A 24,903-nucleotide genomic window follows, 5' to 3' on the forward strand; every position below is an offset into this window, starting at 1 on the left:
TAGGGTGCACGACGTGCCGGACCGTACCGAACTGCCCCACGCCGACGACGCCGTCCGTCCGAGCCCGTCCCGCCGGCCGGTGGAGGCGGTGCTCTTCGACTTCCACGGCACCCTCGCCCAGGTGGAGGAGCCGCTGGCCTGGGTGCTCGCCGCGGCGGCCACCTGCGGGGTCGAGCTGGACCGGATCCGGGCCACGTCGCTCGCCGACCGCCTGCTCACCGCCGGCCGGGCGGGCGGTCCGCTGCCGGCGCGGGTGCCGCCGCGGCTGGCCGAGCTGTGGGCCGACCGGGACCTCTACCCGCACGCCCACCGGGGGGCCTACACCGGGCTGGCCGAGACCGTCGACACCGGCATCGACGGCTTCGCCGACGCGCTCTACGAGCGGGTGCTGGTCCCCGAGGGCTGGCTGCCGTACCCGGACACCGCCCCGGTGCTGCGCGCGCTCGCCGCCGCCGGGGTGAAGGTGGCGGTGGTCAGCAACATCGGGTTCGACCTGCGGCCCCTCTTCGCCGCCTGGGACCTCGACGGCCTGGTCGACGCGTACGCGCTGTCGTACGAGGTGGGGCGCTGCAAGCCGGACCCGGGCATCTTCCTGCGCGCCTGCGGGATGCTCGGCGTCGACCCGGAGCACGCCCTGATGGTCGGCGACACCCCGGCCGACGCCGGTGCGGTGGCGGCCGGCTGCGGGGCGCTGGTGCTGCCCGCCGCCGACGCCGGCCGGTCGAACGGGCTGGGCGCGGTGCTCGACCTGGCCGGGGTCGGGTGAGCGACGGGGCACCTGGGCGGGCGCGCCCCCGGGGGCCGGGCCGGCTCGGCGGGGTCGCGTTGGTGCTCGGCGGAGCGCTGTCGGTGCAGTTCGGTTCCGCGCTGGCCGCGCTGCTGTTCCCGCGCACCGGGGTGGCCGGGGCGGTCACCCTGCGGCTGGCGCTCGGCGCGCTGCTGATGCTCGCGGTGTGCCGGCCCCGGCTGCGCGGGCACGGGCGGGGCGACTGGGTGGCCGTGGTCGCGTTCGGGCTGGCCCTGGCCGGCATGAACTCCGTCTTCTACCAGGCGATCGAACGGATTCCGCTGGGTCCGGCGGTCACCCTGGAGGTGCTCGGCCCGCTGGCCCTGTCGGTGCTCGGCGCCCGCCGGGCGGCGGCCTGGTGCTGGGCCGGGCTGGCCCTGGCCGGGGTGGCCCTGCTCGGCCGGGGCGGGTTCGACCGGCTCGACCCGCTCGGCGCCGCGCTGGCGCTGGCCGCGGGCACCATGTGGGCGGCGTACATCGTCTGCTCGGCCCGGGTCGGCGCGCGGTTCCCCCGGGCCGACGGGCTGGCCCTGGCTCTCGGCGTGGCCGCGCTGGTCACGCTGCCGGTCGGACTGGTCGACGCGGGCGGCCGGCTGGCCGACCCGGCGGTGCTGGGGCTGGGCGCCGCGCTGGCACTGCTCGCCTCGGCGCTGCCCTACAGCCTGGAGCTGGCGGCCCTGCGGCGACTGCCCACCGCGACGTTCGCCGTGCTGATGAGCCTGGGGCCGGCGATCGCCGCGCTGGCCGGCTGGCTGGTGCTCGGTCAGGCGCTGCGCCCGGTCGAGGCGCTCGCCATCGCGCTGGTGGTGGCCGCCAGCGTCGGCGCGGTCCGGGCCGCCGCCGCACCGCCGGTCACGCCGCCACCCGTGCTCACCGCAGCAGCCGCAGCGCCGCCGGCACGGCGGTGACGGTCACCGGCAGGTCGAACGACCGTTCCCCGTCGACGTAGGTGGTGATGCCCTCGGCGGCCAGCTCCACGGTCCGCGCCCGGTAGGCGCGCACCAGCGGGTGCGTCACGTGGGTGCCCCGGTAGATCCGCGGCTTGACCCGCATCAGCGTGCGCCGGTCGAACCGGCCGCCCACCACCACGTCCAGCAGCCCGTCGGTCGGGTCCGCGTCCGGGCAGATCCGCATGCCCCCGCCGTAGCTGGCCGCGTTGCCGACCGCGACCAGCACCGCGTCGACCTCGTGCCGGACCCCGTCGATGGTCAGCCGGTAGCGACGCGGCCGCAGCCGGGCCAGCTCCACCAGGATCGCCAGGTCGTACCGGCGGGGACCGCGCGGCCAGCGCATCCGGTTGGCCCGCTCGTTGACGATCGCGTCGAAGCCGGCCGCGAGGACCGCCCCGTACCAACGGTCGTCGCCGCCGGGCGCGGACAGTCGGGCCAGGTCGACCGGGCGGCTGCGGCCGGCGACCAGCGCGTCGGTGATCACTTCGACGGCCGCGCGGGGTTCGGGCGGAAACCCGGTCTCCACCGCGAAGTCGTTGCCGGTGCCCGCCGGCACCGGCCCGAACGGCACGGCCGTGCCGGCCACCGCCTGCATGGCCCGGTGCACCGTGCCGTCGCCGCCGACCGCGATCAGCGCCCCGGCGCCGCCGGCCACCGCGGCATGGCACGCCGCCTCCGCCTCGATCGGGGTACGCGCGCGCAGCAGCTCGACCGGTCGGCCGGCCCGGCCGAGGCGGGTCAGGATCTCCGGCAGCAGCCCCCGGTGCCGCCCCCGCCCGGCGGTCGGGTTCGCGAGCACGGCGACGGGGCCGGGCGGGGCATGATCGTGCGCGGTCACGGCGAGCACCGTACGGCACGGACCGCGCCACCCACCAGGGGCGACAACTGCTCGGCAAGGCCGTCGGGGCCGTACGTCAGGGCAGGTCGATCGGGCGCACCTGCCGGCCGTACCAGCAGTGCCGCACGTCGACCTCGACGGCGGAGCCCAGTGCGGTCGTCAGCTTTGCGCCGTCGGCCTTCAGCGCCGCCTTCCGGTCGATCGTGGCGCCCGGCACCACGTGGTAGAGCAACACGTCCTCCACGGTGTCCACGCCGAGGCCGGCGACCGCGTCGAAGGCGGCCCGCTCGCCCGGCAGCTTCCGGGCGTGGGTGAGGTCGCGGACCAGCTCCCGGAACGCGTAGTCGTTCGGCACGAACGCGGTAAGCGCCACCGTGCCGTCGGTGAGCACCTTCACCGGCGACCGTCCCCGGTGGATGCACCCGCCGCGACCGTCGCCGTCAGCGCACCACCAGCCGCTTGCTGACCGCCGCGACCCCGTCGCCCTTGACCTTGAGCGTCCAGTTGCCGGCGGCGCCCAGCGCCACCACCGTCTCGGCGGTGCCGTTCGGCTCCGCCTTCAGCTCGGCGATCCGCTTGCCGTCGGGGTTGAGCACGTAGAGCGTCCGGGCGCCGGCGGTCTTGTTGGTCACCTTCAGCGAGAACTTCTCGCCCGGTTCGGCGATCAACCCGTCCGCGCCGGTGAGCGTGTTCCCGGTCAGCTCAATGGCGACCGCCCGGTCGTACGCCGTCTCGGCCGCGGCGCTGGCCACGTTGCCGTCGTCGGAGACGGTGATCCGGGTCCGCACCCCGTCGCCCTGCCGGCCGGGCTTGCAGGCCACCTCGTAGGAGCCGGTGGCCAGCGTGGCGCGCAGGTCACCGGTGCGCCCCGGCGGCACGTCGGCCACCTCGCCGACCACCTTGGTGAAGCCGCCGCCCTCCCGGCCGTAGACGTAGACCCCGGTGGCCTGCTGCCCCCGGTTGGTCACGGTGAAGGTGACCGTGCCGGGGGTGAACAGCGTGGTGGTGACCTCGCAGCTGGTGTCGGTGGCGGTCACCGGGACCTGCTCGCCCTTCGGCGCGGGCTCGTCCTCACCGCAGGCGGTGAGCGCGGCGGCGGTGCAGAGGACGGTCAGGACGGCGGCGGTACGGCTTTTCATCGGGCGCTCCGGAGCGGAGGTCAGCGCGCTGACCGGGACGGGTGGGACTCGGCAGAGTCAGCAGAGTCTAAGCGGGCCGGCTGCCTCGGCAAGGCCCGAGGGCGGCTCGAATGTCCGGCTCCGGTGCGGCGAGGATGACGACATGCGCATCGTCTCCCTCCTGCCCTCCGCCACCGAGATCACCTACGCCCTGGGCCTCGGCGACCACCTGGTCGGGGTGACGTTCGAGTGCGAGGTGCCGGCGGAGCACCGGGCCGGCGTCACCGTGGTGGTGGGCGGCCGGGACACCAGCGGGATGAGCCCCGGCGACATCGACGCCTACGTCCGGCAGCGGCTGGCGGACGGGGCGGACCTCTACACGCTGCACGCCGGCGCGCTGGCCGGGCTGGACCCGGACCTGATCCTCACCCAGGACCTGTGCCGGGTGTGCGCGCTGCCGTCCGGCCGGGTGGCCGACGCCGTCGAGCATCTCGGCGCGCGGGCGGAGGTGCTGTCGCTCGACCCCTACACCCTCGACGACGTGCTGGGCACGATTGGCGCGGTGGGCGCGGCGGCCCGGGTGCCGGACCGCGCCGAGGCCCTCGTGGACAGCCTGCGGGCCCGGCTGGCGGCGATCGGCGCGTCGGTGGCCGGCCGGCCCCGGCGGCGGGTCGCGGTCGTCGAGTGGGTGGATCCGCCGTTCGGCGCCGGGCACTGGATCCCGGATGTCGTCGAGGTCGCCGGCGGCACGCCGGTGGCCACCCACCCCGGCGCCCGGTCCACGCCGACGACCTGGGCGGACCTGCGCACCGCCGACCCGGAGGTGGTGCTCGTCGCGCCGTGCGGCTTCGGTCTGGACGGCGCCGCCGCCCAGGCGAGCGCGGTGGCCGGTCATTTCCCGGGCGCGCAGGTGTGGGCGCTGGACGCCGACGCGCTGATCGTGCGCGCCGGCCCGCGCCTGGTCGACGGCGCCGAGGCGATCGCCGCCATCCTCCACCCCGACGCCGTCCCGCCCCTCTCCCCCACCGCCGCCCGCCGCGTGTCCTGAATCCGCCGCAGGGGGCAGGTGGATGTCAGGACTCCCACTGGTGCATCGGCCACGGGGATCGGGGGTGAGACGCGGCCGCCGTCCCCGTGGGCGGGGACGGCGGCCGGGTGGATCGGGAACGGGGCGGGTCAGGTCATGTCGTCGTAGCGGCGTTCGATCGGGGCGGGGGCGGTGATCGGGGCGGGGGCCTCGACCGGGGCGGACGCCTCGATCCGGGCGCCGGTCGGCACCGGCTCGTGCGACAGGTCAAGCGGCGACACCTCGTCGTCGGCGATGCCCGCGTAGACCTCCCGCCCACGCCCGCGCCGCTTGTCGTTGAGGAACGCCACTCCGACCGCCACGAAGTAGAGCAGGGAGAGGGAGAGCGCCAACAGGGTCATGCCGAACGGCCCGGGGTCGGGCGTGGCGATCGCCGCGAACGCGAACGAAATGAAGATCACCACCCGCCACCAGCTCAGCAGCCGGCGGGCGCTGGCCACGCCGGTGAAGTTGAGCATGAGCAGGATCAGCGGGAACTCGAACGCCACCCCGAAGAGCAGGATCATGTTCGTGATGAACGCGATGTAGGCGCTGACCTCGAACTGGTTGGACAGACCGCCCACCCCGGACTCCATCAGGAAGCCGAGGCCCTTGTCGACCACGAGGTAGGCCAACGCCGCGCCGGCCGCGAACAGCGGGGCGGCGATCGCGACGAAGACGTACGCCCACTTGCGCTCGTGGCGGTGCAGACCTGGCGCGATGAACGCCCAGAGCTGATAGAGCCAGACCGGCCCGCCGATGATCAGACCGAGCCAGAGCGCGAGTTTCAACTTCAGCACGAAGCCGGTCGTCGGCGCCAGCGCCAGCAGATCCTGACAGTTGCCCAGCGCGTCGGTGGTGTCGGGCAGCCGGCAGTAAGGACGCTTCAGCAGCAGGAAGACCGGGTCGGCCAGCCAGAAGCCGACGATCAGGCCACCGACGACCGCCAGCGACGCCCGGAACAGGCGGTTACGCAGCTCGCGGATGTGCTCGATGAGCGTCATCGAGCCGTCGGACGCGCGCGCGAACGAACTCGGCCCGCGCTTCTTCAACCCGAAGGCCACGGTGGTGGAGGCCCTCTCGAATCAGTTCTCGCGGACGCGCTGCACCGGGTCGACCGGCGGGGCGACCGGCTGCTGCGGCTGCGGAGCGTACTGCTGCTGCGGCTGCGCGAACTGCGGCTGACCCTGGACCGGCTGCTGCGGCGGGAGCGGCTGGTAGCCGGCCTGCGCGTCGGCCTTCTCGGCCAGATCGCGGTCGTCGTCGTGCAGGCTCTTGGTCTCGGCCTTGATGATCCGCAGCGAACGGCCCAGCGAGCGGGCCGCGTCGGGGAGCCGCTTCGCGCCGAAGAGCAGGATCAGCACGACCACGAGTACGGCGATGTGCCACGGCTTGAGGGCACCCATGGGAAGCTCCAGTCGCTCTGTGTCGGTGGTGGGGTCGGTCGCCGCCCATCGTACGTGCGTCGCAGCGGCTTGCCACCCCCGCCGGGCCTGCTGGTGCCGGCCCGGCCGGTGAAGTCTCGACCAACCCGAAGTGTCCCGTCAACCACCCATCGCGGCGCATTCGGGCGCAACACCGCCCGGAAGCGACGGGCGTCGATCACTCCCCGCGCTTGGCCTTGATCAACGTGACCCGCTGCTGCGCGACGGCCGCCCGCGCCTGGAGCCCCTCGGCCCGCGCCTGGAGCGCCTCGGTCGCCGAGCGCAGCGACTCCGCCTCGGCGGCCCGGCGCTGCAACGCCAGCGCCGAGCGGCGCAGCCGGGGCAGCCGCGCCACCACCGGCCGGACCGCCAGGGCCAGCACGACCAGCGCGAACAGCACGACCCCGAGCACGATCCAGATCACCACGGCGGTCAGCCTATCGGGTGACGCCGGTCGCCGCCGGACCGGCGGTGCCGGTCGGGACGGCGTACGCGTCGAGCGCGGCGACCGCCTGCGCGCGGACCTGCTCGGCCAGCTCGGCCGGGGCCACCACCGTCGCCTCCGGGCCCAACCCCAGCACGAACCGCCGGGCCCAGCCCAGGTCGGTGACCCGCAGCGACACCAGCCACTGCTCACCGTCGGCCTCGACCCGCTCGCACGGATAGTATTCGGTGATCCACCGCTCCCCCCGGCCGATCCGCAGCGTGATCAACGGCAGGTCGACCGAGGGCCGGAACACGCCGTCGGTCAGGTCGTGCGGGCGGGCCTGCGGCGGCACCACGGCCCGCTCCGGCAGCTCGGTGACCGCGTCGATCCGGTCGGCGCGGAACAGCCGGACCGCCTCCGCGCGACGGCACCACGCCTCCACGTACGCCCGGCCGCCGACCATCAGCATCCGCAGCGGGTCGATGGTGCGCTCGGTGGTCTCGTCCCGGGCCGGCGTGTAGTAGGTGATCCGCAACGCGCGGCCCCGCTCGACCGCGGCGCGCAGCTCACGCACCCGGGCGGTGTCGCCGGGCAGCCGCACCTCGACCGGCGCGCCGGCCAGGTCGCCGGCCGCGCTCTCGATCTTGGCCAGCGCCCGCTCCACCGCCTCCCGGTTGGCCACCCCGGGCGTCTCCGCGAGCATCCGCAACGCCACCACCAGGGCCAACGCCTCGTCCGGGGTGAGCCGCAACGGCCGGTCGATGCCGGCGTCGTAGGTGATCGTCACCCGGTCGCCGTCGAACGCCATGTCGATCAGGTCACCCGGGCCGTAGCCGGGCAGCCCGCACACCCAGAGCAGCTCCAGATCCTCCCGGAGCTGCCGCTCGGTCACCCCGAGGTCGTGCGCCGCCTCGGCGATCTCGATGCCGGGGCGGGCCAGCAGATAGGGCACCAGGTTGAGCAGCCGGGCCAGCCGGTCGGCCGAGGCGCGGCCGGCGCGGGCCGCCGGCCGGGTCACCGGGCACCCCCGGCGACCGCCAGCTCGTCGTGCCGGGCGGCGACCTCCTTCAACCGCTGGATGACCGCCTCCCGCACCTCCGGCGGCTCCAGCACCCGCACGTCCGGGCCGTAACCGACGATCTGGCCGGCCAGGAAGTCGGCGTCGGCGTAGGGCAGCACCAGCCGGTCGCCGTCCGGGCCGGCGTCGCTCTCCACCGCCCAGCGCCGCAACCCGGCGGCGCGCCCCGGCGCCACCAGCACGGTCGCCCGGCCGGTGCGCTCCACCGGCCCGGACCAGCGGGCCACGTGGCTGATCAGGTCCACCCCGGCGGGCGGCTCGTAGGCCCCCGGCCCACCGGTCGCCCGCACCGTGCCCACCACCCGGGAGAGCCGGAAGCAGCGGGTCGCCGCCCGGTCCAGGTCGTGGCCGACCACATACCACCGGCCGCGCCAGCAGACCACCCCCCACGGCTGCACCCGGCGGCGCGTCGGCGCGTCCCGGTCCGGCACCCGGTAGTCGAAGCTGACCTCCCGCCGGTCCCGCGCGGCGGCGGTCAGCGGCGCGAACGCCGGGTCGACCGTGACCATCGGCTCCAGCCCCAGGGTGGCCTGCGGGTCCACGTCGATGCCGGCGGCGCGCAGCTTCGCCAGCCCGGACGAGGCGGCGGCGGCCAGCCCGGCGTGCTGCCACAGCCGCGCCGCGATGCCCACCGCGGCGGCCTCGTCCGGTTCGAGGGGGATGTCGGGCAGCGCGTACTCCCGGTGGGCGATCCGGTAGCCCGGCTCGGCGTCGAAGACGCTCGCCGTCCCGGTCTCCAGCGGCACGCCCAACTCCCGCAGCTCGGCCTTGTCCCGCTCGAACTTGCGCTGGAACGCCTCGTGGTCCTTCGCGTCGTCCGGGTCGTGCTCGTATCCGGGCACGGTCGCGGCGATCTGGGCGGCGGTCAGGAAACGCCGCGTGGACAGCAGGCAGATCACCAGGTTGACCAGGCGTTCGGTACGGGTCCGGGACACGTACCGAACGCTAGCAGCCCGCACGTCCCACGCGGGCACCCGCGCGGGCGCGGCGCGGCTCCGGCTCGCCGGGCGGCCCACCGGGACCGGTCATAGGGTGAGCGGATGGCGGAAGCGGAAGGCAGGACCGAGAGCGTCGGCACCGTCGTGGTGGCCGGCGCGGCGAACCTCGCCATCGCGGTCGCGAAGCTGGTCGCGGGCCTGATCTCCGGCTCCGCGGCGATGCTCTCCGAGGCCGCCCACTCGATGGCCGACACCACCACCGAGCTGCTGCTCTACCTGGCGCTGCGCCGCGGCGCGCGGCCCGCCGACCCCCGGCACCCGTTCGGGTACGGCAAGGAGAGCTACGTCTGGGCGTTCCTCGCCGCGCTGTTCACGTTCGTGGCCGGCGCCGGCTTCGCCATCACCCACGGCGTGACCACGATTCTGGTGCACGAGCACACCGGCAACTACCTGACCGCGTACGTCGTGCTGGCGCTCTCCTTCGCCATCGAGTCGGTGTCGCTGGCCCGGGCGGTGCGGCAGGTGCGCGGCGAGTCGCGGCGCTGGGGCACCACCCCCCGCCGCTACCTGCGGCTGACCGCCGACACCACGGTCAAGGCGGTCTTCCTGGAGGACAGCGCCGCGCTGGTCGGCCTGCTGCTCGCCGCCGCCGGGCTCACCCTGTCGCACCTCACCGGCGACGAACTCTACGACGGGATCGCCTCGATCCTGATCGGCGTGCTGCTGCTGGTGGTCGCCGCGATCCTGGCCCGCAGCAACATCTCGCTACTGGTCGGCCGCGCCGTGTCGGAGCGCACGCACCGACGGATCGAGCGGGAGCTGGCGCAGTTGCCGACGGTGGACCGGATCGACACGCTGATGACCATGTTCCTCGGCCCGGAGGACATCCTGGTCGCCGCGAAGGTCGACTTCCGCGACGACGCCACCGGCGCCGAGATCGAGGCCGCCTCCGACGAGGCCGAACGGCGGCTCACCGAGCAGTTCCCGGAGATCGCGTACGTCTTCCTCGATCCGACCCGGTCCCGTGGCGCCGGCCGTCGGGCCCGCACCACCCAGGACGAGCCGGGCCGCCCGGTCGACCAGGAGGCCTGACCCGGCCGCCGGCGGCCCGCACGCCGGCCGATAGCGTGCCGGCATGGTGCGATGGCGGTCCGGCACGGTCACGACGGTACGACGGCGGTGGGCCGGCGCCGTCGAACTCGACGTCGAGTTGCCCGACGGCGCCCGGATGCGCGCCCTGGCCTACCCGGCGCTGGTCGGCGAACCCGAGCCCGGCGACCGCGTGCTGCTCAACGCCGGCGCCCTGCTGATGGGGCTCGGCACCGGCGGCTACGCGCTCGTCGTCGCGCTGCCCGACCGGCTGCCCGCCGATCCGCCGCAGGCCGTGGACAACCGCGACGCCGGGCACCTGGTCAAGGCCCGCTACACCCCGCTGCAGCCGATCCTGCTCGGCGTGGACGAGGAAGCCTCCCCGCACCACGCGCGGCTGGCCGCGGCGGATTCCGTCGACGGGATGCCGGTGGTCACCGCCGACCTGCACTCCGCCCTGCCCGCGATCCTGGCCGGCGTGCACGCCGACGCCCCGCGCGCCCGGGTGGCCTACCTGCTCACCGACGGCGGGGCGCTGCCCGCCTGGTTCTCCCGGACCCTGGCCGGGCTGGCCGGCCACCTCGCCGGCACGGTCACCGTGGGGCAGGCGTTCGGTGGCGACCTGGAGGCCAGCACCCTGCACAGCGGCCTGCTCGCCGCCCGGCACGTGCTCGACGCCGACCTGGCGATCGTCGCCCAGGGGCCGGGCAACCTCGGCACCGGCACCCGGTGGGGTTTCTCCGGGGTGGCCGTCGGCGAGGCCGTCAACGCCGTCGCCGCGCTCGGCGGGCGGCCGGTCGGCTCGCTGCGCGTCTCCGCCGCCGACTCCCGCCCCCGGCACCGCGGCGTCTCCCACCACAGCCTCACCGCGTACGGCCGGGTGGCGCTGGCCCCGGCGGAGCTGGTCGTGCCGGACGGGCTCGACCCGGAGCTGGCGGCGGCCGTGGCGACGGCGCTGGCGGCGCTGGCCGAGCGGCACCGGATCGTCACCGTGCCCACCGACGGGCTGGACGCGGCGCTGCGGGCCAGCCCGGTCGGGCTGTCGACGATGGGCCGCGGTCTCGACGCCGACCACGCCTACTTCCTGACCGCGGCCGCCGCCGGCCGGCACGCGGCCGGCCTGCTCGGCTGACCGCCGCCGCTCAGCTCGCGCCGTAGCCGCGCGCCACGACGCGCGCGGCGGCCGTGGCGTACACCTGCGGGTCCTGCGGCGCCCACGTGCCCAGTCCGTCGACGTACCGGTTGAACATGCAGAACGCGGCGGCGATCAGCACGGTGTCGTGGATCTCCAGGTCGGTCGCGCCGCGGGCACGGGCCGCGTCCACCAGCTCGACGGTGACGTCCCGGCCGTCGCGCCGCACCGCGGCGGCGATGTCCAGCAGGGCCCGGAGCTTCGCGCTCACCGGCGCCGAGGACGGGTCCCGCCGCACCTGGTCCACGAGCGTCATCCCGCTGGGCAGTTGAGCGGCGGCGAACGCCGAGTGCGACGCGCAGCAGAAGGCGCACTCGTTGAGACCGGAGACGTACGCGGCGATCAACTCCCGCTCGCCCGGGGTCAGCGTGGGATGCGGGGCCCGGAGCAACTGCTCGGCGAGCGCGTTGAGCGGCCCGGCCGTCTCGGGGCGGAACCGCATCGGCCCGTTGATGCCCGGGTGGGCCAGCTCGTCCAGACCGAGATCGATGTGAGCCATGACCGCGTCCTCCCTGCGCCGGGCCGCCGGCCCGATCACCCGCCCGCGCCCCCGGCCGGGCCGCGGCACCCCGCCCAAGATATCGGCGACTGGCGATGCCATCCAGGCGTTGACCACTGGAAGCGCACGCTCGGAGGCGTTGAGCCGGCCGGCCGCTCCTATCGTTTCTCCTGTCCCGGCCCGGACGCGGCCGTCCCGGCATGCTTCCCCCGTCATCGTCGCGGCCCGAGGGCCCGCCGCGACCCCGTAGCGGAAGGCAGGCGCCATGTCCCTCCGACAGCTTCCGGAAACCGACCGCCGCCCCGGCGTCCCCCCGCCCGGCGCCGGGCGCCGCCCGCGGGTCGTCCTGCTCAGCGCCGCGGCCGGCATCCTGCTCGCCGTCCTGTGGTCGTTCGAACTGGTCGACCAGGTCATCGGCGACAACGTCGCGAACACCGTGCTCGGCCACGACGCCAAGGGGACCGCGATCACCGGCACCGTCGCCGGGCTGCTGTTCGCCTTCGTCTCCGGCTTCGCCGGCACCTTCACCGCCTGCAACATCGCCATGGCCGCCTCGTTCGGCCCGATGAGCCAGGCGTCCGGCACCGACGTCACGGCCGCGCCGCTGCGGGCCCTGCTGCGCCCCGTCGGGTGGCTCGCCCTCGGCATGGTCGCGGTCTCCGCCAGCTACGGCGCCATCGGCGTCCTGCTCGGCGACCGGCTGCCCCAACTCTCCCCGGACGTGGTCGCCGGGGTGCCGGTCCGCCTCATCCAGTCGTCGGTCGTGTTCGGCGTGATCGGCCTGGCGCTGATCTACCTCGGGCTCGCCGCGCTCGGCCTGCTTCCCGACGTCTTCGCCCGCCGGCCCGTCGCCCGGGTGGTGACGATGGGCGCGCTCGTCGGCGGCTTCCTCATCGGACGCCCCTACCCGCTGTTCAACAAGCTGTTCCACTGGGCCGTCGACAGCGGCAACCCGCTCTACGGCGCGCTCGCCTTCGCGCTGCAGTCGCTGGGCAACATCCTGCTCGTCACGTTGATCTTCGCGGTCGTCGTCGTGGTCAGCCGGGGACGCTTCCTGAGCTGGATGGCTCATCCCCGCCGCGCTGCCGTGGTGACCGGCGCGCTGCTCATCGCGTTGGGCGTCTTCACCGTCGTCTACTGGGACGTGCGGCTGCCCGCCCGTTTCGGGATCGGCTGGTTCCCCACCATGCCCTACAACTGAACCGACCGGCGGGACCGGCTCAGCCGGCCAGGAAGATGAACGCCAACCAGCCGACCACGACCAGCACCAGCACCGCGGCCAGCACCCAGGTCGGCACCTTGTGATCGCCACGACGGTTCCGCTCGACCTCCGCGCGGATCTTCGCCCGGCGCCGGTCCATCCAGGTGAGCTTCTCGGTGCCGGAATCGCGGCCGGCGGAGTCAGAAGTGTTCATGGCCAGGCCAGCGTACCCGTGCTCCGGTGATCCGGAGCACGGGCCCGCCGCCGGCCTCACATGCTGGCGATCAGCCGCTCCACCCGCTCGTCGTAGGCCCGGAACGGGTCCTTGCACAGCACGGTGCGCTGCGCCTGGTCGTTGAGCTTCAGGTGCACCCAGTCGACGGTGAAGTCACGCCGTTTCTCCTGGGCGTGCCGGATGAACTCACCGCGCAGCCGCGCCCGGGTGGTCTGCGGCGGCGTCTCCTTCGCCTCGAAGATCTCCGGGTCGGTCGCCACTCGGTCCACCTCGCCCCGGCGCTCCAGCAGGCCGTACAGGCCCCGGCCGCGCCGCAGGTCGTGATAGGCCAGGTCCATCTGCGCCACCCGGGGGTGCGACAGCGGCAGGTCGTGCTTGCGCTGGTAACGCTCGATAAGCTTCAGCTTGCTGACCCAGTCGATCTCCCGCGCCACCGGGTCCAGGTCGCCGGTCTCCACCGCGCGCAGCACCCGCGCCCACAGGTCCACGACCCGCTTGGCGGTCTGGTCGCCGCCGCGGCGCTCCACGAACTCCGTCGCCTTGGCCAGGTATTCCTGCTGGATCTCCAGCGCCGAGACCTCCTTGCCGGAGGCCAGCCGCACCTTGCGCCGGCCGGTGATGTCGTGCGAGACCTCGCGGATCGCCCGGATCGGGTTCTCCAGGGTCAGGTCCCGCATGACCACACCGGCCTCGATCATCCGCAGCACGATGTCGGCCGTGCCGACCTTCAGCAGCGTGGTGACCTCATTCATGTTCGAGTCACCGACGATCACGTGCAACCGGCGGTAGCGCTCCGCGTCGGCATGCGGCTCGTCGCGGGTGTTGATGATCGGACGGCTGCGGGTGGTCGCCGAGGAAACCCCCTCCCAGATGTGCTCCGCCCGCTGCGACAGGCAGTAGACCGCGCCGCGCGGGGTCTGCAACACCTTGCCCGCGCCACAGATCAACTGCCTGGTGACCAGGAACGGGATCAACACGTCGGCCAGTCGGCCGAACTCACCGTGCCGGGACACCAGGTAGTTCTCGTGGCAGCCGTACGAGTTGCCGGCCGAATCGGTGTTGTTCTTGAACAGATAGATCTCGCCCGCGATGCCCTCGTCGTGCAGCCGCTTCTCCGCGTCGACGAGCAACCCCTCCAGGATCCGCTCGCCGGCGCGGTCGTGGGCCACCAGATCGGTCACCGAGTCACACTCCGGTGTCGCGTACTCCGGGTGCGAGCCGACGTCCAGATAGAGACGGGCCCCGTTGCGGAGGAACACGTTGCTCGACCGGCCCCACGACACCACCCGCCGGAACAGGTACCGCGCGACCTCGTCGGGGGACAGACGGCGCTGCCCGCGATAGGTGCAGGTGACGCCGTACTCGGTCTCGAGGCCGAAGATTCGCCGCTCCATGGTGAGACATTAGCCGCCCGGAGGCGCGGATGGGCAGCACGTGGCGTCAGCGTCGCGCCCGGACAGCGCCGGACCCCGCCACTTCGCAGGTGACGGGGTCCGGAAGCAGGCCTCACTCGCCGGGCTCGTTCTCCCGGTTGCCCTCCAGATCGGCGGACCCGGCCGAGGTGGTCGGCTTCTTCGCCTCCTCGGTCGGCACCGTCGGCGTCTTCGCCCGCCCCGGCGCCGGCGCGACATCCGCCCCCGCGTCGCCGTCGAGCAGCCCCGACAGCGCCGCCCCGGTGACCCGGCGGAACGTCCGGCCCACCCGGCCCCGGTCCAGGACCGCCACCTCCAACTGGTTCGCCGCGATCGTCCGGGCCGCCCCACCGTCACCGCCGACGCTGCTCAGCGCCTTCACCGCGGCGCGGACCGCCTCGGCCAGCGACATCTGCGGGCGGTGCTCGTTCTTCAGCACGCCGGTGATCGCCTCGGCCTGACCGCCCATCGCCATCCGGCCCGGCTCGTCGTTGACCGAGCCGTCGTAGGTCACCCGGTAGAGCGAGTCGTCCTCCGGCGTGGCGCCCACCTCGGCCACGCAGATCTCCACCTCGAACGGCTTCGACTGCTCGGTGAAGATGGCGCCCAGCGTCTGCGCGTACGCGTTCGCCAGCGCCAGGCCGTTCACGTCCCGCCGGTCGTAGCTGAGGCCGTTGAGGTCGGCCATCCGCACGCCCGCGCGGCGCAGGTTCTCGAACTCGTTGTAGCGGCCGACCGCGGCGAAGCCGATCCGGTCGTAGATCTCGCTGACCTTGTGCAGCGTGCTGGACAGGTTCTCGGCGACGAAGAGCACGCCGCCGGCATAGCTCAGGACCACCGCGCTGCGGCCCCGGGCGATGCCCTTGCGGGCCAGCTCGGAGCGGTCGCGCATGATCTGCTCGGGCGAGGCGTAGAACTGCATGGCCACGGCGGCGGTTCTCCTTCGTGCCGGTGGTGTGGGACGGCTGACTCGGTGGGCGTCGCAGCGGGGGTCAGCCGCCGGGGTTCTCCATCCGGCCGGACACCACGCCCTCCGCGATCGCCGCGGTCTCGGCGTCGGTGAGGCGGTGGGTGCCGTCGGCCGTCGCGGTCATCACGACCGGGTAGATCCGCCGGGTCAGGTCGGGACCGCCGGTGGCGGTGTCGTCGTCGGCCGCGTCGTAGAGCGCCTCGACGGCCAGCCGCGTCGCGTCGTCGACCGACAGGCCCGCCCGGAAACGCTTCTTCAGCGCGGACTTGGCGAACAGCGAACCGGAGCCGATCGCGTCGTAGCCGGTCTCCTCGTAGGGGCCGCCGGTCACGTCGAAGCTGAAGATCCGCCCGGCCCGCGCCGGGTCGCTCGCGGCCAGGTCGAAGCCGGCGAACAGCGGCACCACGGCCAGGCCCTGCATGGCGGCACCGAGGTTGCCGCGGATCATCGAGGCCAGCCGGTTGGCCTTGCCGTCGAGGGAGAGCATCGCACCCTCGATCTTCTCGTAGTGCTCCAGCTCCACCTGGAACAGTCGCATCAGCTCGATGCCGATGCCCGCGGTGCCGGCGATGCCGACCAGCGAGTACGCGTCGGCCGGGTGCACCTTCTCGATGTCGCGCTGGGCGATCAGGTTGCCCATGGTGGCGCGGCGGTCGCCGGCCATGACCACACCGCCGGCGGCCGAGATGGCCACGATCGTGGTCGCGTGCGGCGCCAGGTCGGCGGCCATGCCGGGCGGCAGCGGCCGCCGGCCGGGCAGCATCTCGGGGGCCGCCTTGCTCAGGAATGTGGTGAAGGAGGACGTCCCCGCGTTGGTGAACACATCTGGAAGACGCCCGGATGGATCAAAACCCGCTGCCACGTGGTTCCTCTCAGGTATGTGATCGCCCCGGCCAGGTTGTCGAGGTCGTCCTTGAACTGGCCGAGACCGCCGTTGCAGTTGAAGCAGAGTATCCCGCGCACCCATCCGGTGCGATGATCGTGGTCCAGGTGTTCCGGATCGGGGCGCCGGCAGATCGCGCACACACCGCCCTGCTCGGCCAGGAGCTCGTCGAACTCCTTCTGCCCGACTCCGTACCGCCGCCGCAGGTGGTACTCACGATCACCGCCGTATAGCCGCTGCTTCGTCTGACGAGTGCGGGTGTTGTGGCACGGCTTGCAGTAGGTGGCGTAGCCCGTACTGTCGGAGCGGTTGCGAGGAAAGTCGACCACGGGCTTGACGGTTCCACAGTCGGCGCAGAAGCGATGGCCATCGGGCACTTCCCGCGCCGGCTTCACCTCACGGTCGTATTGCTCCTTCACCCGCTTGGCGTAGCTCGCCTTGGAGCGTGCGTTGAAGCAAGGCTTGCAGTAGCTGCCGCGACCGCTGGGTCGCTTGCTGCTCGCACAGAATTCGTTGAGCGGCTTCCAGTTCCCGCAGTCGCGACAGCGTCGCCGGCCGTTCTGATCATCGAGAGGTGTTGGCATGTCCGTTTTAGACCGATATTTCTACTGACCGCCCTTCTGCACGTATCCTCGGACAAATTCTTCTGCATTTTCCTCCAGGACGGAGTCGATCTCGTCGAGCAGGTCGTCGACGTCCTCGGTGATCTCGGCGTGCCGCTCGGCCACCTCGGGGTTGGCCTGAGCGGTGACCTCCTCGACCTCCTCGCGGGACTTGCCGGACTGGGTCTGCCCACCCTCTTGTGCCGCCATGGTGGTGCCTCCTCCACGATCGCCTGCGATCAACTTACCTCGCGGGGGCGACGAACGGCCCGCCGCGCGCCGGGTTCCGGCACCCGACGGGCCTTCCGGCATCCTGGTCAGCCGCCGGTGAGCATCTCCAGCAGGTCCTTGGCGCTCTCGCACCTGTCGAAGAGCCGGCCCACGTGCGCCCTCGTGCCCCGCTCGGGTTCCATCATCGGCACCCGGACCAGTGACTCCCGGCCCACGTCGAAGATGACCGAATCCCAGCTCGCGGCCACCACCTCCGAGGCGTACTGGGCCAGGCAGCGGCCACGGAAGTAGGCCCGGGTGTCCTCCGGCGGCTCGGTCATCGCGGTGCGGGTCTGCTCGTCGGTCAGCAGCGTCTTCATCGCGCCTCGCTGGACCAGCCGGTGGTACAGGCCCTTCTCCGGCCGCACGTCGGAATACTGCAGGTCGACCAGCTGGAGCTTGTGCGAGCCCCAACCGAGCTTCTCCCGCTCCCGGTAGCCCTCCAGCAGCCGCAGCTTGGCCACCCAGTCCAGCTCGTCGGCGCACTCGAAGGCGTCGCGGCCGAGCCGGTCCAGCACACTCTCCCAGCGGTCCAGCACGTCGGCGGTCTGCGCGTCCACGTCGGCGCCGTAGCGGTCGTCCACGAAGGAACGCACCCGGTCGAGATAGGCCCACTGCACGTCCAGCGCGGTGAGCCGGCGGCCGTCGCGCATGCGCATGAGGTGTTTCAGCGACGGGTCGTGGCTGACCGCGCGCAGCTCGCCGACCGGATCGGCGATGCCCAGGTCCGCGCCGAGCGCCTTCTCCTCGATCATGGCGAGGATCAGCGAGGTGGCGCCGACCTTGAGGAAGGTGGAGATCTCGGAGAGGTTCGCGTCGCCGATGATGACGTGCAGGCGGCGGTATTTGTCGGCGTCGGCGTGCGGCTCGTCGCGGGTGTTGATGATGGGCCGCTTGAGCGTGGTCTCCAGCCCGACCTCGACCTCGAAGAAGTCGGCCCGTTGGGAGATCTGGAAACCGTTCTGGCCGCCGTCCTGGCCGATGCCGACGCGGCCCGCGCCGCAGACGATCTGCCGGGTGACGAAGAACGGCGTCAGGTACGCCACGATGTCGGCGAAGGGCGTCTGTCGACGCATCAGGTAGTTCTCGTGCGAGCCGTAGCTGGCGCCCTTGTTGTCGGTGTTGTTCTTGTAGAGGTGGATGGGGTGGGTGCCCGGGATGGTGGCGGCCCGCCGGGCCGCCTCGGCCATCACCCGCTCCCCCGCCTTGTCCCAGCGCACCACATCCAGCGGCGTGGTCACCTCCGGGGTGGAGTATTCGGGGTGGGCGTGGTCGACGTAGAGCCGGGCGCCGTTGGTGAGTATCACGTTGGCCAGCCCGAGATCCTCGTCGGCGAGCGCCTCCGCCGGGTCGTACGCCGCCCCGGAGTAGGTGAACCCCCGGGCGTCGCGCAGCGGCGACTCTTCCTCGTAGTCCCAGCGTGCCCGCCCGCCCCGGTTGAGTTCCGGTCGTGCTCCGTAGGCGTTGACCACCTGTGACGAGGTGACCATCGGGTTGGCTCCGGCCTGGCCGGGCACGGAGATGCCGTACTCGACCTCGGTGCCCATGATCCGTCTGACGCTCATCGACCTGCCCGCTCCGCTCGCCGTCGGGGTCCCCCGTCACGTCGAGCGTAGTCGGCGCGTGGACGACAGGTGGCGTGCCGGGCCCGCCGTGGGCCGGGTGGCGCGGCACGCCGGGTGGCCGGAGCAGGGGTTTCCGCGCCGGCCACCCGGTCGTGGCGGGTCAGCAGGGCGTGCTCAGAGGTACTGGCCGGTGTTGCTGGCGGTCTCGATGGACCGGCCGGCCTCGGTGCCCTTGCCGCCGGAGACGAGCGTGCGGATGTAGACGATCCGCTCGCCCTTCTTGCCGGAGATGCGCGCCCAGTCGTCGGGGTTCGTGGTGTTGGGCAGGTCCTCGTTCTCCCGGAACTCGTCGACGCACGCGTCGAGCAGGTGCTGCAGGCGCAGCCCCTTGCGCCCGGAGGTGAGGAACTCCTTGATGGCCATCTTCTTGCCCCGGTCGACGATGTTCTGGATCATCGCGCCGGAGTTGAAGTCCTTGAAGTAGAGGACTTCCTTGTCGCCGTTGGCGTAGGTGACCTCGAGGAAGCGGTTCTCCTCGGTCTCGGAATACATCCGCAGGACCACGGCGTCGATCATCGCGGCCACGGTGGCCTGCGCGTCGCTGCCGTGTTCGGCCAGGTCGTCGGCGTGCAGGGGCAGGCCGGCGAGGATGTACTTGGAGAAGATGTCCTTGGCCGCCTCGGCGTCCGGCCGCTCGATCTTGATCTTCACATCGAGCCGGCCCGGGCGCAGGATCGCCGGGTCGATCATGTCTTCCCGGTTGGAGGCGCCGATGACGATGACGTTCTCCAGGCCCTCCACGCCGTCGATCTCGCTGAGCAGCTGCGGGACGATGGTGTTCTCCACGTCGGAGGAGACGCCGGAGCCGCGGGTGCGGAAGACGGAGTCCATCTCGTCGAAGAACACGATCACCGGGGTGCCCTCGCCGGCCTTCTCCCGGGCTCGCTGGAAGATCAGCCGGATGTGCCGCTCGGTCTCGCCGACGTACTTGTTGAGCAGCTCGGGCCCCTTGATGTTGAGGAAGAAGCTGGTGTGCTTCTCCTCACCCCGACGCTCGGCGATCTTCTTGGCGAGCGAGTTGGCCACCGCCTTGGCGATCAGCGTCTTGCCGCAGCCGGGCGGACCGTAGAGCAGGATGCCCTTCGGCGGGCGGAGCTGGTGCTCGCGGAACAGGTCGGCGTGCAGGAAGGGCAGCTCCACCGCGTCGCGGATCTGCTCGATCTGCGACTGGAGGCCACCGATGTCCTCGTAGTCGACGTCGGGCACCTCCTCCAGGACCAGCTCCTCCACCTCGCTCTTCGGGATCCGCTCGTACGCGTACGCGGAGCGGGGCTCGATCATGAGCGAGTCGCCGGCCCGGATCGCGCTGCCGACCAGGGTCTCGGCGAGGTGCACGATCCGCTCCTCGTCCGAGTGGGACACCACCAGCGCCCGGTCGCCCGGAGCGCCGTCGGGACCCGCGAGGATCTCCTTGAGCATCACCACCTCGCCGACCCGCTCGAAGCCGAACGCGTCGACGATGTTGAGCGCGTCGTTGAGCAGGACCTCCTGACCACGGCTCAGCTCGTCGACCTCCAGCGAGGGCGAGACGGCGACGCGGAGCTTGCGCCCGCCGGTGAACACGTCCACCGTGCCGTCGTCGTGCTTCGCCAGGAAGACGCCGTAGCCGCTCGGCGGCTGCGCGAGGCGGTCGATCTCCTCCTTGAGCGTCACGATCTGCGCGCGAGCCTCCTTGAGGGTGCTCACGAGCCGCTCGTTGTTCTCGTTGAGCCGCGCCAACTGCGCCTGGGTGGCCGCCAGCCGCTCTTCGAGCTGCCGGACGTGTCGGGGGCTCTCGGTCAACTTGCGTCGCACCAGGGCGAGTTCCTCTTGCAGGAACGCGACCTGCGTGGAGAGATCGTGGGCTTCCTTCTCCCACCGTGCGGCGCGCGAGTCCGCGTCGTCGCTGCGTGCCACGTCCCACCTCCCCGGGGGGCTTGAACGTTCTGACCTAACACTAGCCGCTATGAGCCCGATTCGGTCCACAGCAACGCGCTCGTCACCGAAGCTTGATCGCGAAGGGCTGGTCGCGGGGCGGGTACGGGCGTTCGGGTACCGTCGAAGCGTGGGACGGGAGAACATGGGGGGTGCTTCGTGACCGACGTCGCGACCGACCAGTTGCAGGTCTGGGTGGACCAGGACCTCTGCACCGGTGACGGGCTCTGCGTGCAGTACGCGCCGGAGGTCTTTGAGTTCGACGTCGACGGGCTGGCGTACGTCAAGGGCCCGGACGGCGAGCTGCGGCAGGCCCCGGGCGCCCGGGTGGACGTGCCGGAGCACCTGCGGCTCGAGGTGATCGACTCGGCGAAGGAGTGCCCCGGCGAGTGCATCCACGTGGTGCGGGGCGGCGACGGCGTCGAGGTGGCCGGCCCGGAGGCCGACGACTGAGACGACGGCGCGGGCACGCGGGCCGGGGACGGCGCCCCGGGCCCGCGCCGTCGTCTCAGAGCATGGGACGGCCGACCACCGAGGCGACCAGCCGGGCGAACTCCTCCAGCCGGGTGATCTGCCCGGCGCCGCCGTCGTCGAGCGTCTTGCCGAAGCGCAGCGCGTCGTGCCGCGGCGTACCCACCGCCTCGTCGCTCGGCGGCGCCTCGTCCAGCGAGCTGAGCAGCAGGTAGACGTCGATGCTGTCGACCCGGACCGTGCCGTCGTCGGTGCGGGTGAGTCGGCGCCGGCAGCCGACCTCGGTGACGGTGGAGACCGGCACCACGCGCAGCGACGAGGTCATCGCGCCGGGCGGCCCCTCCCCCGGCGGGACGTCCTCGCCGTGCCAGAGCACCAGCCGGCTGCCGTCGCAGACGACGACCTCCTGCCACACCCCGTTGACCTCGTTGACGAAGCGTTCCAGCGTGAACCCGAGCACCGAGGCGCCGCGCAGCACCCCACCGAGCGCCTCCAGGGCGACGTCGGGGTCACGCAGGTAGGCCCGGGCGGCCGACTCCAGGTCGGCGTAGGGCGACCAGTCGGGGAAGACGGCGGGCATCTCGCCGTTGCCGTAGCCGGGACTGCTCACGCCACCTCCCGTCGGCCCGCACCGCCGTCGCCGGCGCGGGCGCCCCGCCCGTCACGCACTCCGGTCCGCTCCGCCATGCCTACCGTCTCCGGTGTCGTCGTCCCCACGGGCACACATGATCCGCCCGCCCGCGCGACCACGTGCGGCGGGGGGTCAGGACCGCTCTGGCTCCTCCGCCGACCGGGCCGCTGCGGCCCGCAGCGCGTCGCGACGCTGCGCGTACGCCTCGGCGCCCTTGCTGGGCTTGCGCCGGCGCGGCGGGGCGGTGACCCCGGGGGCGAGTTTGCGCGCGGAGACCAGGAACGCGGTGTGCGCGATCATGCGGTGGTCCGGACGCACCGCGAGCCCCTCGGCGTGCCAGTCCCGCACCATCGACTCCCAGGCACGCGGCTCGGTCCAGCCGCCGCGTTCGCGCAGCGCCTCGACCAGCTCGGACAGCTGCGGGGTGGTGGCCACGTAGCCGATCAGCACGCCGCCGGGCACGAGCGCCCGCTCGACCATGTCGAGCATCTCCCACGGGGTCAGCATGTCGAGGATGATCCGGTCGAAGCCGGTTTCGGCGCAGTCGGCGACGTCGCCGACGTGCAGCCGCCAGGCCGGGTGCGGGCCGTTGAAGAACGCCTCGACGTTGCGGCGCGCGATCTGGGCGAAGTCGTCGCGCAGCTCGAAGGAGTGCAGCTCACCCTCGGTGCCCACGGCCCGCAGCAGCGAGCAGGACAGCGCGCCGGAGCCCGCGCCGGCCTCCAGCACCTTGGCGCCCGGGAAGATGTCGCCCATGGCGACGATCTGCGCCGAGTCCTTCGGGTAGATCACCTGGGCGCCGCGCGGCATGGACAGGACGTAGTCCGACAGCAGCGGCCGCAGCGCCAGGAACGCGGTGCCGCCGCCGGCGGTGGTGACCACGCTGCCGTCGGGCAGGCCGATCAGGGTGTCGTGCCGCAGGATGCCGCGGTGGGTGTGGAACTCCTTGCCGGGCTCCAGCGTCACGGTGTGCATCCGGCCCTTCGGGTCGGTCAGCTGGACCCGGTCGCCGGGCCGGAACGGCCCGCGGTGCACCGGAGGCAGCGCCGGGACGGTGGAGAGCTCTGCGGTCACGTGTTCGTCTTCCGTTTCGGTTCGAGGAGCTGGGCGAGATCCGCGATGTGCAGCACGCCGACCACATCTTCGCCTGCCGTCACCAGGTACTGCGCGCCCGGGTGGGTGCGGACGGTCTCCAGCACCCGCTCACCGTCCGCACCGACCGGCAGGGCGGGCAGGGCGGCCAGGCCGCGGGCCACTTCGTCCACCGTGAGCCACGGCCGCCGTTGCGGGGGCACCGCGGCGGCACGGGCCGGGTCGACGAGCGCCACCGGACGGCCGGTGGAGTCGACGACGATCAGCGCCGCGTCCGGCGTGCCGGCGGAGTCACGACGGCGCTGCGCCTCGGCAAGCGGGGTGCCGGTGGGCACCGGCAGCAGTGGGCGGGCCAGCCGGGCCAGGTCGACCAGGGGCAACCGGCGGCCGATCCGGGCCAGCCGGACGGACTGCCCGGCGCCACGCCAGAGCGTCACCGCGACCAGCAGGAGCAGCGGCAGCGCCAGCGGGGCGAGCGCCCGGCGCAGGGTGAGCGCCACCACCAGGGCCAGCGTGCCCAGCGCGACGGCCCGGCCGACCCAGCCGGCCACCTCGGTGCCCCGGTGCCGGTCCCGGGTGAGCGCCCACACCGCCGCGCGCAACGCGCGCCCGCCGTCGAGCGGCAGGCCGGGCAGGCTGTTGAAGATCGCCACCACCACGTTGCTGACCGCGAGTTGGAAGGCGAGCTGGTGGCCCAGCGTGCCGGTGGGCAACCCGAGCGTGGCGGCGATCGCGCCGACGCCGAGCACCGCGGACACGGCCGGCCCGGCCAGCGAGATCAGCAGCTCGATGCGGGGGGTCGGGGCGTCGCGGTCCATCTCGGTGTAGCCGCCGAGCAGTTCCAGCGTGATCCCCCGCACACCGATGCCGAAGCGGCGGGCGGTCAGCGCGTGGCCCAGCTCGTGCAGCAGCACCGAGCCGAGCAACGAGACCACGAAGCCGAGGCCGACCAGGTAGCCGCCGAGCTGCCCGAGGTCGAGCTGGCGGCGGGCCAGGGCCGCGTAGAGCACGGTGACCACGACGGTGAGCAGCAGCATCGAGGCGTCGGCGCGCAGCGGCACCCCGAAGACCCGGCCGAGGCTGAGCCCGGGCCGGCGCGGTGGTCGGGTCCGCTGTCGCACCCGGGCGATGTTACGCGGGACGGATCATGACCCGGTGCGGCGATCGCGGTGGTGTCACACCGGTGGCCTAACCTTCCGGACATGGCGGCGGAATCGGTGATCGACACGCAGGGCGACCAGACGGCGGCGCAGACGCCGGTCACGGTGCGGGCGTCGCTGTCGCCGTCGCGGGCGGCCGACTTCAAGACCTGCCCGCTGCTCTACCGGTTCCGCAGCATCGACCGGCTGCCCGAGCGCCCGACGGTCGAGCAGGCCCGGGGCACGCTTGTGCACGCCGTGCTGGAGCGGCTGTTCGACCTGCCGGCCCCGGCGCGCACGCCGGAGTCGGCCGGCGACCTGGTCGCCCCGCAGTGGGACCGGCTGGTCACCGAGGAGCCGGAGCTCGCGGCGCTGTTCGCCGACGACGACGCGGCCGGCGTGCCGGGGTTCCTGCGCTCGGCGGCGGCGCTGCTGGAGGGCTACTTCGCGGTGGAGGACCCGCGCCGGCTGGAGCCGGCCGAGCGCGAGGCGTTGATCTCCGCGGTGGTCGATGACGAGCTGCTCATCCGGGGCTATCTCGACCGGCTCGACGTGGCCCCCGACGGCGCGCTGCGGGTGGTCGACTACAAGACCGGCGGCGCGCCGCGCGAGGCGTTCGAGGCGCGGGCGCTGTTCCAGTTGAAGTTCTACGCCCTGGTGCTGTGGCGCACCCGGGGCGTGGTGCCGCGGGTGCTGCGCCTGCTCTACCTCAAGGACGCCGAGATCTGCGACTACGCTCCCGACGCCGAGGAGCTGGTCCGTTTCGAGCGCACGGTGGTGGCGTTGTGGCGGGCGATCGAGCAGGCCACCGCCCGGCAGGACTTCCGGCCCCGGCCGAGCCGGCTCTGCGACTGGTGCAGCCACCAGTCGCGGTGCCCGAGCTTCGGCGGCACCCCACCACCGTTCCCGGTGGCCGCCGGCGCACCCGACCCGCTCGTGGACGCCCGAACCCGCCCGGCCGCCCCGGGCGCCGACGAGTGAGCCGCCTCCTCGGGGAGGAGGCGGAGTTCGGCTGCGGCGACGACGAGGCGGGTCCCGCGGCGGCCTAACGT

Annotated in this window: 28 protein-coding genes; 8 read left to right on the top strand and 20 right to left on the bottom strand. The window is 73.2% G+C overall.

Annotation, left to right across the window (positions count from 1 at the left end; genetic code table 11):
• Positions 1 to 13 precede the first annotated feature (13 nt).
• Both AB0H28_RS10590 and AB0H28_RS10595 read left to right on the top strand, forming a co-directional pair.
• Positions 14 to 766, top strand: coding sequence for an HAD-IA family hydrolase (locus tag AB0H28_RS10590; protein ID WP_358036816.1), 753 nt, complete (start codon positions 14 to 16; stop codon positions 764 to 766).
• Positions 763 to 1,695 (top strand): EamA family transporter, encoded by a 933-nt coding sequence (locus AB0H28_RS10595; RefSeq protein WP_358036818.1) that lies wholly within the window; start codon positions 763 to 765, stop codon positions 1,693 to 1,695. The genes AB0H28_RS10590 and AB0H28_RS10595 overlap by 4 nt, the downstream gene beginning before the upstream one ends.
• Here the strand turns inward: AB0H28_RS10595 and AB0H28_RS10600 are convergent.
• From AB0H28_RS10600 to AB0H28_RS10610, 3 genes are all read right to left on the bottom strand, one after another.
• A complete protein-coding gene (locus tag AB0H28_RS10600) occupies positions 1,658 to 2,584 on the bottom strand; it encodes a diacylglycerol kinase family protein (RefSeq protein ID WP_358036820.1) in 927 nt (308 codons plus the stop codon). The genes AB0H28_RS10595 and AB0H28_RS10600 overlap by 38 nt on opposite strands.
• A gap of 67 nt (positions 2,585 to 2,651) precedes the next feature.
• Positions 2,652 to 2,972 carry a fasciclin domain-containing protein gene (locus AB0H28_RS10605; RefSeq protein ID WP_358036822.1) on the bottom strand — a complete coding sequence of 107 codons (321 nt, stop codon included), beginning with the start codon at positions 2,970 to 2,972 and terminating at the stop codon, positions 2,652 to 2,654.
• A gap of 43 nt (positions 2,973 to 3,015) precedes the next feature.
• A complete protein-coding gene (locus tag AB0H28_RS10610; RefSeq protein WP_358036824.1) occupies positions 3,016 to 3,714 on the bottom strand; it encodes a hypothetical protein in 699 nt (232 codons plus the stop codon).
• A gap of 142 nt (positions 3,715 to 3,856) precedes the next feature.
• Between AB0H28_RS10610 and AB0H28_RS10615 the strand changes: the two genes are divergently transcribed.
• On the top strand, positions 3,857 to 4,741 hold the full coding sequence (locus tag AB0H28_RS10615) for an ABC transporter substrate-binding protein (protein WP_358036826.1): 885 nt from the start codon (positions 3,857 to 3,859) through the stop codon (positions 4,739 to 4,741).
• 128 nt (positions 4,742 to 4,869) lie between these two features.
• Here AB0H28_RS10615 and tatC read toward each other — a convergent pair whose 3' ends face one another.
• The 5 genes from tatC to AB0H28_RS10640 form a co-directional block, all read right to left on the bottom strand.
• Complete coding sequence (gene tatC / locus AB0H28_RS10620) at positions 4,870 to 5,823, bottom strand: twin-arginine translocase subunit TatC (protein WP_358036828.1); 954 nt, start codon at positions 5,821 to 5,823, stop codon at positions 4,870 to 4,872.
• A 21-nt stretch (positions 5,824 to 5,844) separates the two neighbouring features.
• Positions 5,845 to 6,165 carry a Sec-independent protein translocase subunit TatA gene (gene tatA / locus AB0H28_RS10625; protein WP_358036830.1) on the bottom strand — a complete coding sequence of 107 codons (321 nt, stop codon included), beginning with the start codon at positions 6,163 to 6,165 and terminating at the stop codon, positions 5,845 to 5,847.
• 196 nt (positions 6,166 to 6,361) lie between these two features.
• Positions 6,362 to 6,610: a hypothetical protein gene (locus AB0H28_RS10630; protein WP_358036832.1), complete on the bottom strand. Its 249-nt coding sequence runs from the start codon at positions 6,608 to 6,610 to the stop codon at positions 6,362 to 6,364.
• 10 nt (positions 6,611 to 6,620) lie between these two features.
• Positions 6,621 to 7,628, bottom strand: a complete 1,008-nt coding sequence (locus AB0H28_RS10635; RefSeq protein ID WP_358036835.1) for a YafY family protein — start codon at positions 7,626 to 7,628, stop codon at positions 6,621 to 6,623.
• On the bottom strand, positions 7,625 to 8,623 hold the full coding sequence (locus tag AB0H28_RS10640) for a WYL domain-containing protein (protein WP_358036838.1): 999 nt from the start codon (positions 8,621 to 8,623) through the stop codon (positions 7,625 to 7,627). Before AB0H28_RS10640 ends, AB0H28_RS10635 begins: the two co-directional genes overlap by 4 nt.
• 105 nt (positions 8,624 to 8,728) lie before the next feature.
• Between AB0H28_RS10640 and AB0H28_RS10645 the strand changes: the two genes are divergently transcribed.
• Together AB0H28_RS10645 and AB0H28_RS10650 are read left to right on the top strand one after the other, a co-directional pair.
• On the top strand, positions 8,729 to 9,718 hold the full coding sequence (locus tag AB0H28_RS10645) for a cation diffusion facilitator family transporter (protein ID WP_358036841.1): 990 nt from the start codon (positions 8,729 to 8,731) through the stop codon (positions 9,716 to 9,718).
• Positions 9,719 to 9,761: 43 nt separating this feature from the next.
• A complete protein-coding gene (locus AB0H28_RS10650; protein ID WP_358036843.1) occupies positions 9,762 to 10,847 on the top strand; it encodes a DUF3866 family protein in 1,086 nt (361 codons plus the stop codon).
• A 10-nt stretch (positions 10,848 to 10,857) separates the two neighbouring features.
• Here AB0H28_RS10650 and AB0H28_RS10655 read toward each other — a convergent pair whose 3' ends face one another.
• Complete coding sequence (locus tag AB0H28_RS10655; protein WP_358036846.1) at positions 10,858 to 11,406, bottom strand: carboxymuconolactone decarboxylase family protein; 549 nt, start codon at positions 11,404 to 11,406, stop codon at positions 10,858 to 10,860.
• A gap of 265 nt (positions 11,407 to 11,671) precedes the next feature.
• Between AB0H28_RS10655 and AB0H28_RS10660 the strand changes: the two genes are divergently transcribed.
• Positions 11,672 to 12,607 (top strand): hypothetical protein, encoded by a 936-nt coding sequence (locus AB0H28_RS10660; protein WP_358036849.1) that lies wholly within the window; start codon positions 11,672 to 11,674, stop codon positions 12,605 to 12,607.
• 19 nt (positions 12,608 to 12,626) lie between these two features.
• Here the strand turns inward: AB0H28_RS10660 and AB0H28_RS10665 are convergent, their stop codons facing one another.
• The 8 genes from AB0H28_RS10665 to arc all read right to left on the bottom strand — a co-directional run bounded on the left by AB0H28_RS10665 (position 12,627) and on the right by arc (position 20,500).
• Positions 12,627 to 12,821 carry a hypothetical protein gene (locus tag AB0H28_RS10665; RefSeq protein WP_358036852.1) on the bottom strand — a complete coding sequence of 65 codons (195 nt, stop codon included), beginning with the start codon at positions 12,819 to 12,821 and terminating at the stop codon, positions 12,627 to 12,629.
• A gap of 56 nt (positions 12,822 to 12,877) precedes the next feature.
• Complete coding sequence (gene pafA / locus AB0H28_RS10670) at positions 12,878 to 14,236, bottom strand: Pup--protein ligase (RefSeq protein ID WP_091660727.1); 1,359 nt, start codon at positions 14,234 to 14,236, stop codon at positions 12,878 to 12,880.
• Positions 14,237 to 14,348: 112 nt separating this feature from the next.
• A complete protein-coding gene (prcA, locus tag AB0H28_RS10675) occupies positions 14,349 to 15,182 on the bottom strand; it encodes a proteasome subunit alpha (RefSeq protein WP_358036855.1) in 834 nt (277 codons plus the stop codon).
• A 64-nt stretch (positions 15,183 to 15,246) separates the two neighbouring features.
• Entirely contained in the window at positions 15,247 to 16,086 is an 840-nt protein-coding gene (gene prcB / locus AB0H28_RS10680) for a proteasome subunit beta (RefSeq protein WP_175441204.1), read from the bottom strand.
• Positions 16,005 to 16,526 (bottom strand): endonuclease VII domain-containing protein, encoded by a 522-nt coding sequence (locus AB0H28_RS10685; RefSeq protein ID WP_358036858.1) that lies wholly within the window; start codon positions 16,524 to 16,526, stop codon positions 16,005 to 16,007. Before AB0H28_RS10685 ends, prcB begins: the two co-directional genes overlap by 82 nt.
• 186 nt (positions 16,527 to 16,712) lie before the next feature.
• Complete coding sequence (locus AB0H28_RS10690; protein ID WP_358036861.1) at positions 16,713 to 16,919, bottom strand: ubiquitin-like protein Pup; 207 nt, start codon at positions 16,917 to 16,919, stop codon at positions 16,713 to 16,715.
• Between the two features lie 107 nt (positions 16,920 to 17,026).
• Positions 17,027 to 18,544, bottom strand: a complete 1,518-nt coding sequence (gene dop / locus AB0H28_RS10695) for a depupylase/deamidase Dop (RefSeq protein ID WP_358036864.1) — start codon at positions 18,542 to 18,544, stop codon at positions 17,027 to 17,029.
• A gap of 174 nt (positions 18,545 to 18,718) precedes the next feature.
• Positions 18,719 to 20,500, bottom strand: a complete 1,782-nt coding sequence (arc, locus tag AB0H28_RS10700) for a proteasome ATPase (protein ID WP_358036867.1) — start codon at positions 20,498 to 20,500, stop codon at positions 18,719 to 18,721.
• A 177-nt stretch (positions 20,501 to 20,677) separates the two neighbouring features.
• Here arc and AB0H28_RS10705 point away from each other — a divergent pair, with 177 nt between their 5' ends.
• Complete coding sequence (locus tag AB0H28_RS10705; protein WP_358036870.1) at positions 20,678 to 20,971, top strand: ferredoxin; 294 nt, start codon at positions 20,678 to 20,680, stop codon at positions 20,969 to 20,971.
• Between the two features lie 55 nt (positions 20,972 to 21,026).
• Here AB0H28_RS10705 and AB0H28_RS10710 read toward each other — a convergent pair whose 3' ends face one another.
• The 3 genes from AB0H28_RS10710 to AB0H28_RS10720 all read right to left on the bottom strand — a co-directional run bounded on the left by AB0H28_RS10710 (position 21,027) and on the right by AB0H28_RS10720 (position 23,842).
• Positions 21,027 to 21,599, bottom strand: coding sequence for a hypothetical protein (locus tag AB0H28_RS10710; protein ID WP_358036872.1), 573 nt, complete (start codon positions 21,597 to 21,599; stop codon positions 21,027 to 21,029).
• A gap of 153 nt (positions 21,600 to 21,752) precedes the next feature.
• The gene (locus tag AB0H28_RS10715; protein ID WP_358036875.1) at positions 21,753 to 22,694 is read right to left on the bottom strand and encodes a tRNA (adenine-N1)-methyltransferase; all 942 of its coding nucleotides are present in this window, start codon (positions 22,692 to 22,694) and stop codon (positions 21,753 to 21,755) included.
• Complete coding sequence (locus AB0H28_RS10720) at positions 22,691 to 23,842, bottom strand: M50 family metallopeptidase (RefSeq protein ID WP_358037402.1); 1,152 nt, start codon at positions 23,840 to 23,842, stop codon at positions 22,691 to 22,693. The genes AB0H28_RS10715 and AB0H28_RS10720 overlap by 4 nt, the downstream gene beginning before the upstream one ends.
• Before the next feature lie 72 nt (positions 23,843 to 23,914).
• Between AB0H28_RS10720 and AB0H28_RS10725 the strand changes: the two genes are divergently transcribed.
• A complete protein-coding gene (locus AB0H28_RS10725) occupies positions 23,915 to 24,832 on the top strand; it encodes a PD-(D/E)XK nuclease family protein (protein ID WP_358036878.1) in 918 nt (305 codons plus the stop codon).
• The last annotated feature ends 71 nt before the right edge of the window (positions 24,833 to 24,903 follow it).

Origin of the sequence: Micromonospora sp. NPDC050980, assembly GCF_040653835.1 — a bacterium.
Taxonomy (GTDB): domain Bacteria; phylum Actinomycetota; class Actinomycetes; order Mycobacteriales; family Micromonosporaceae; genus Micromonospora.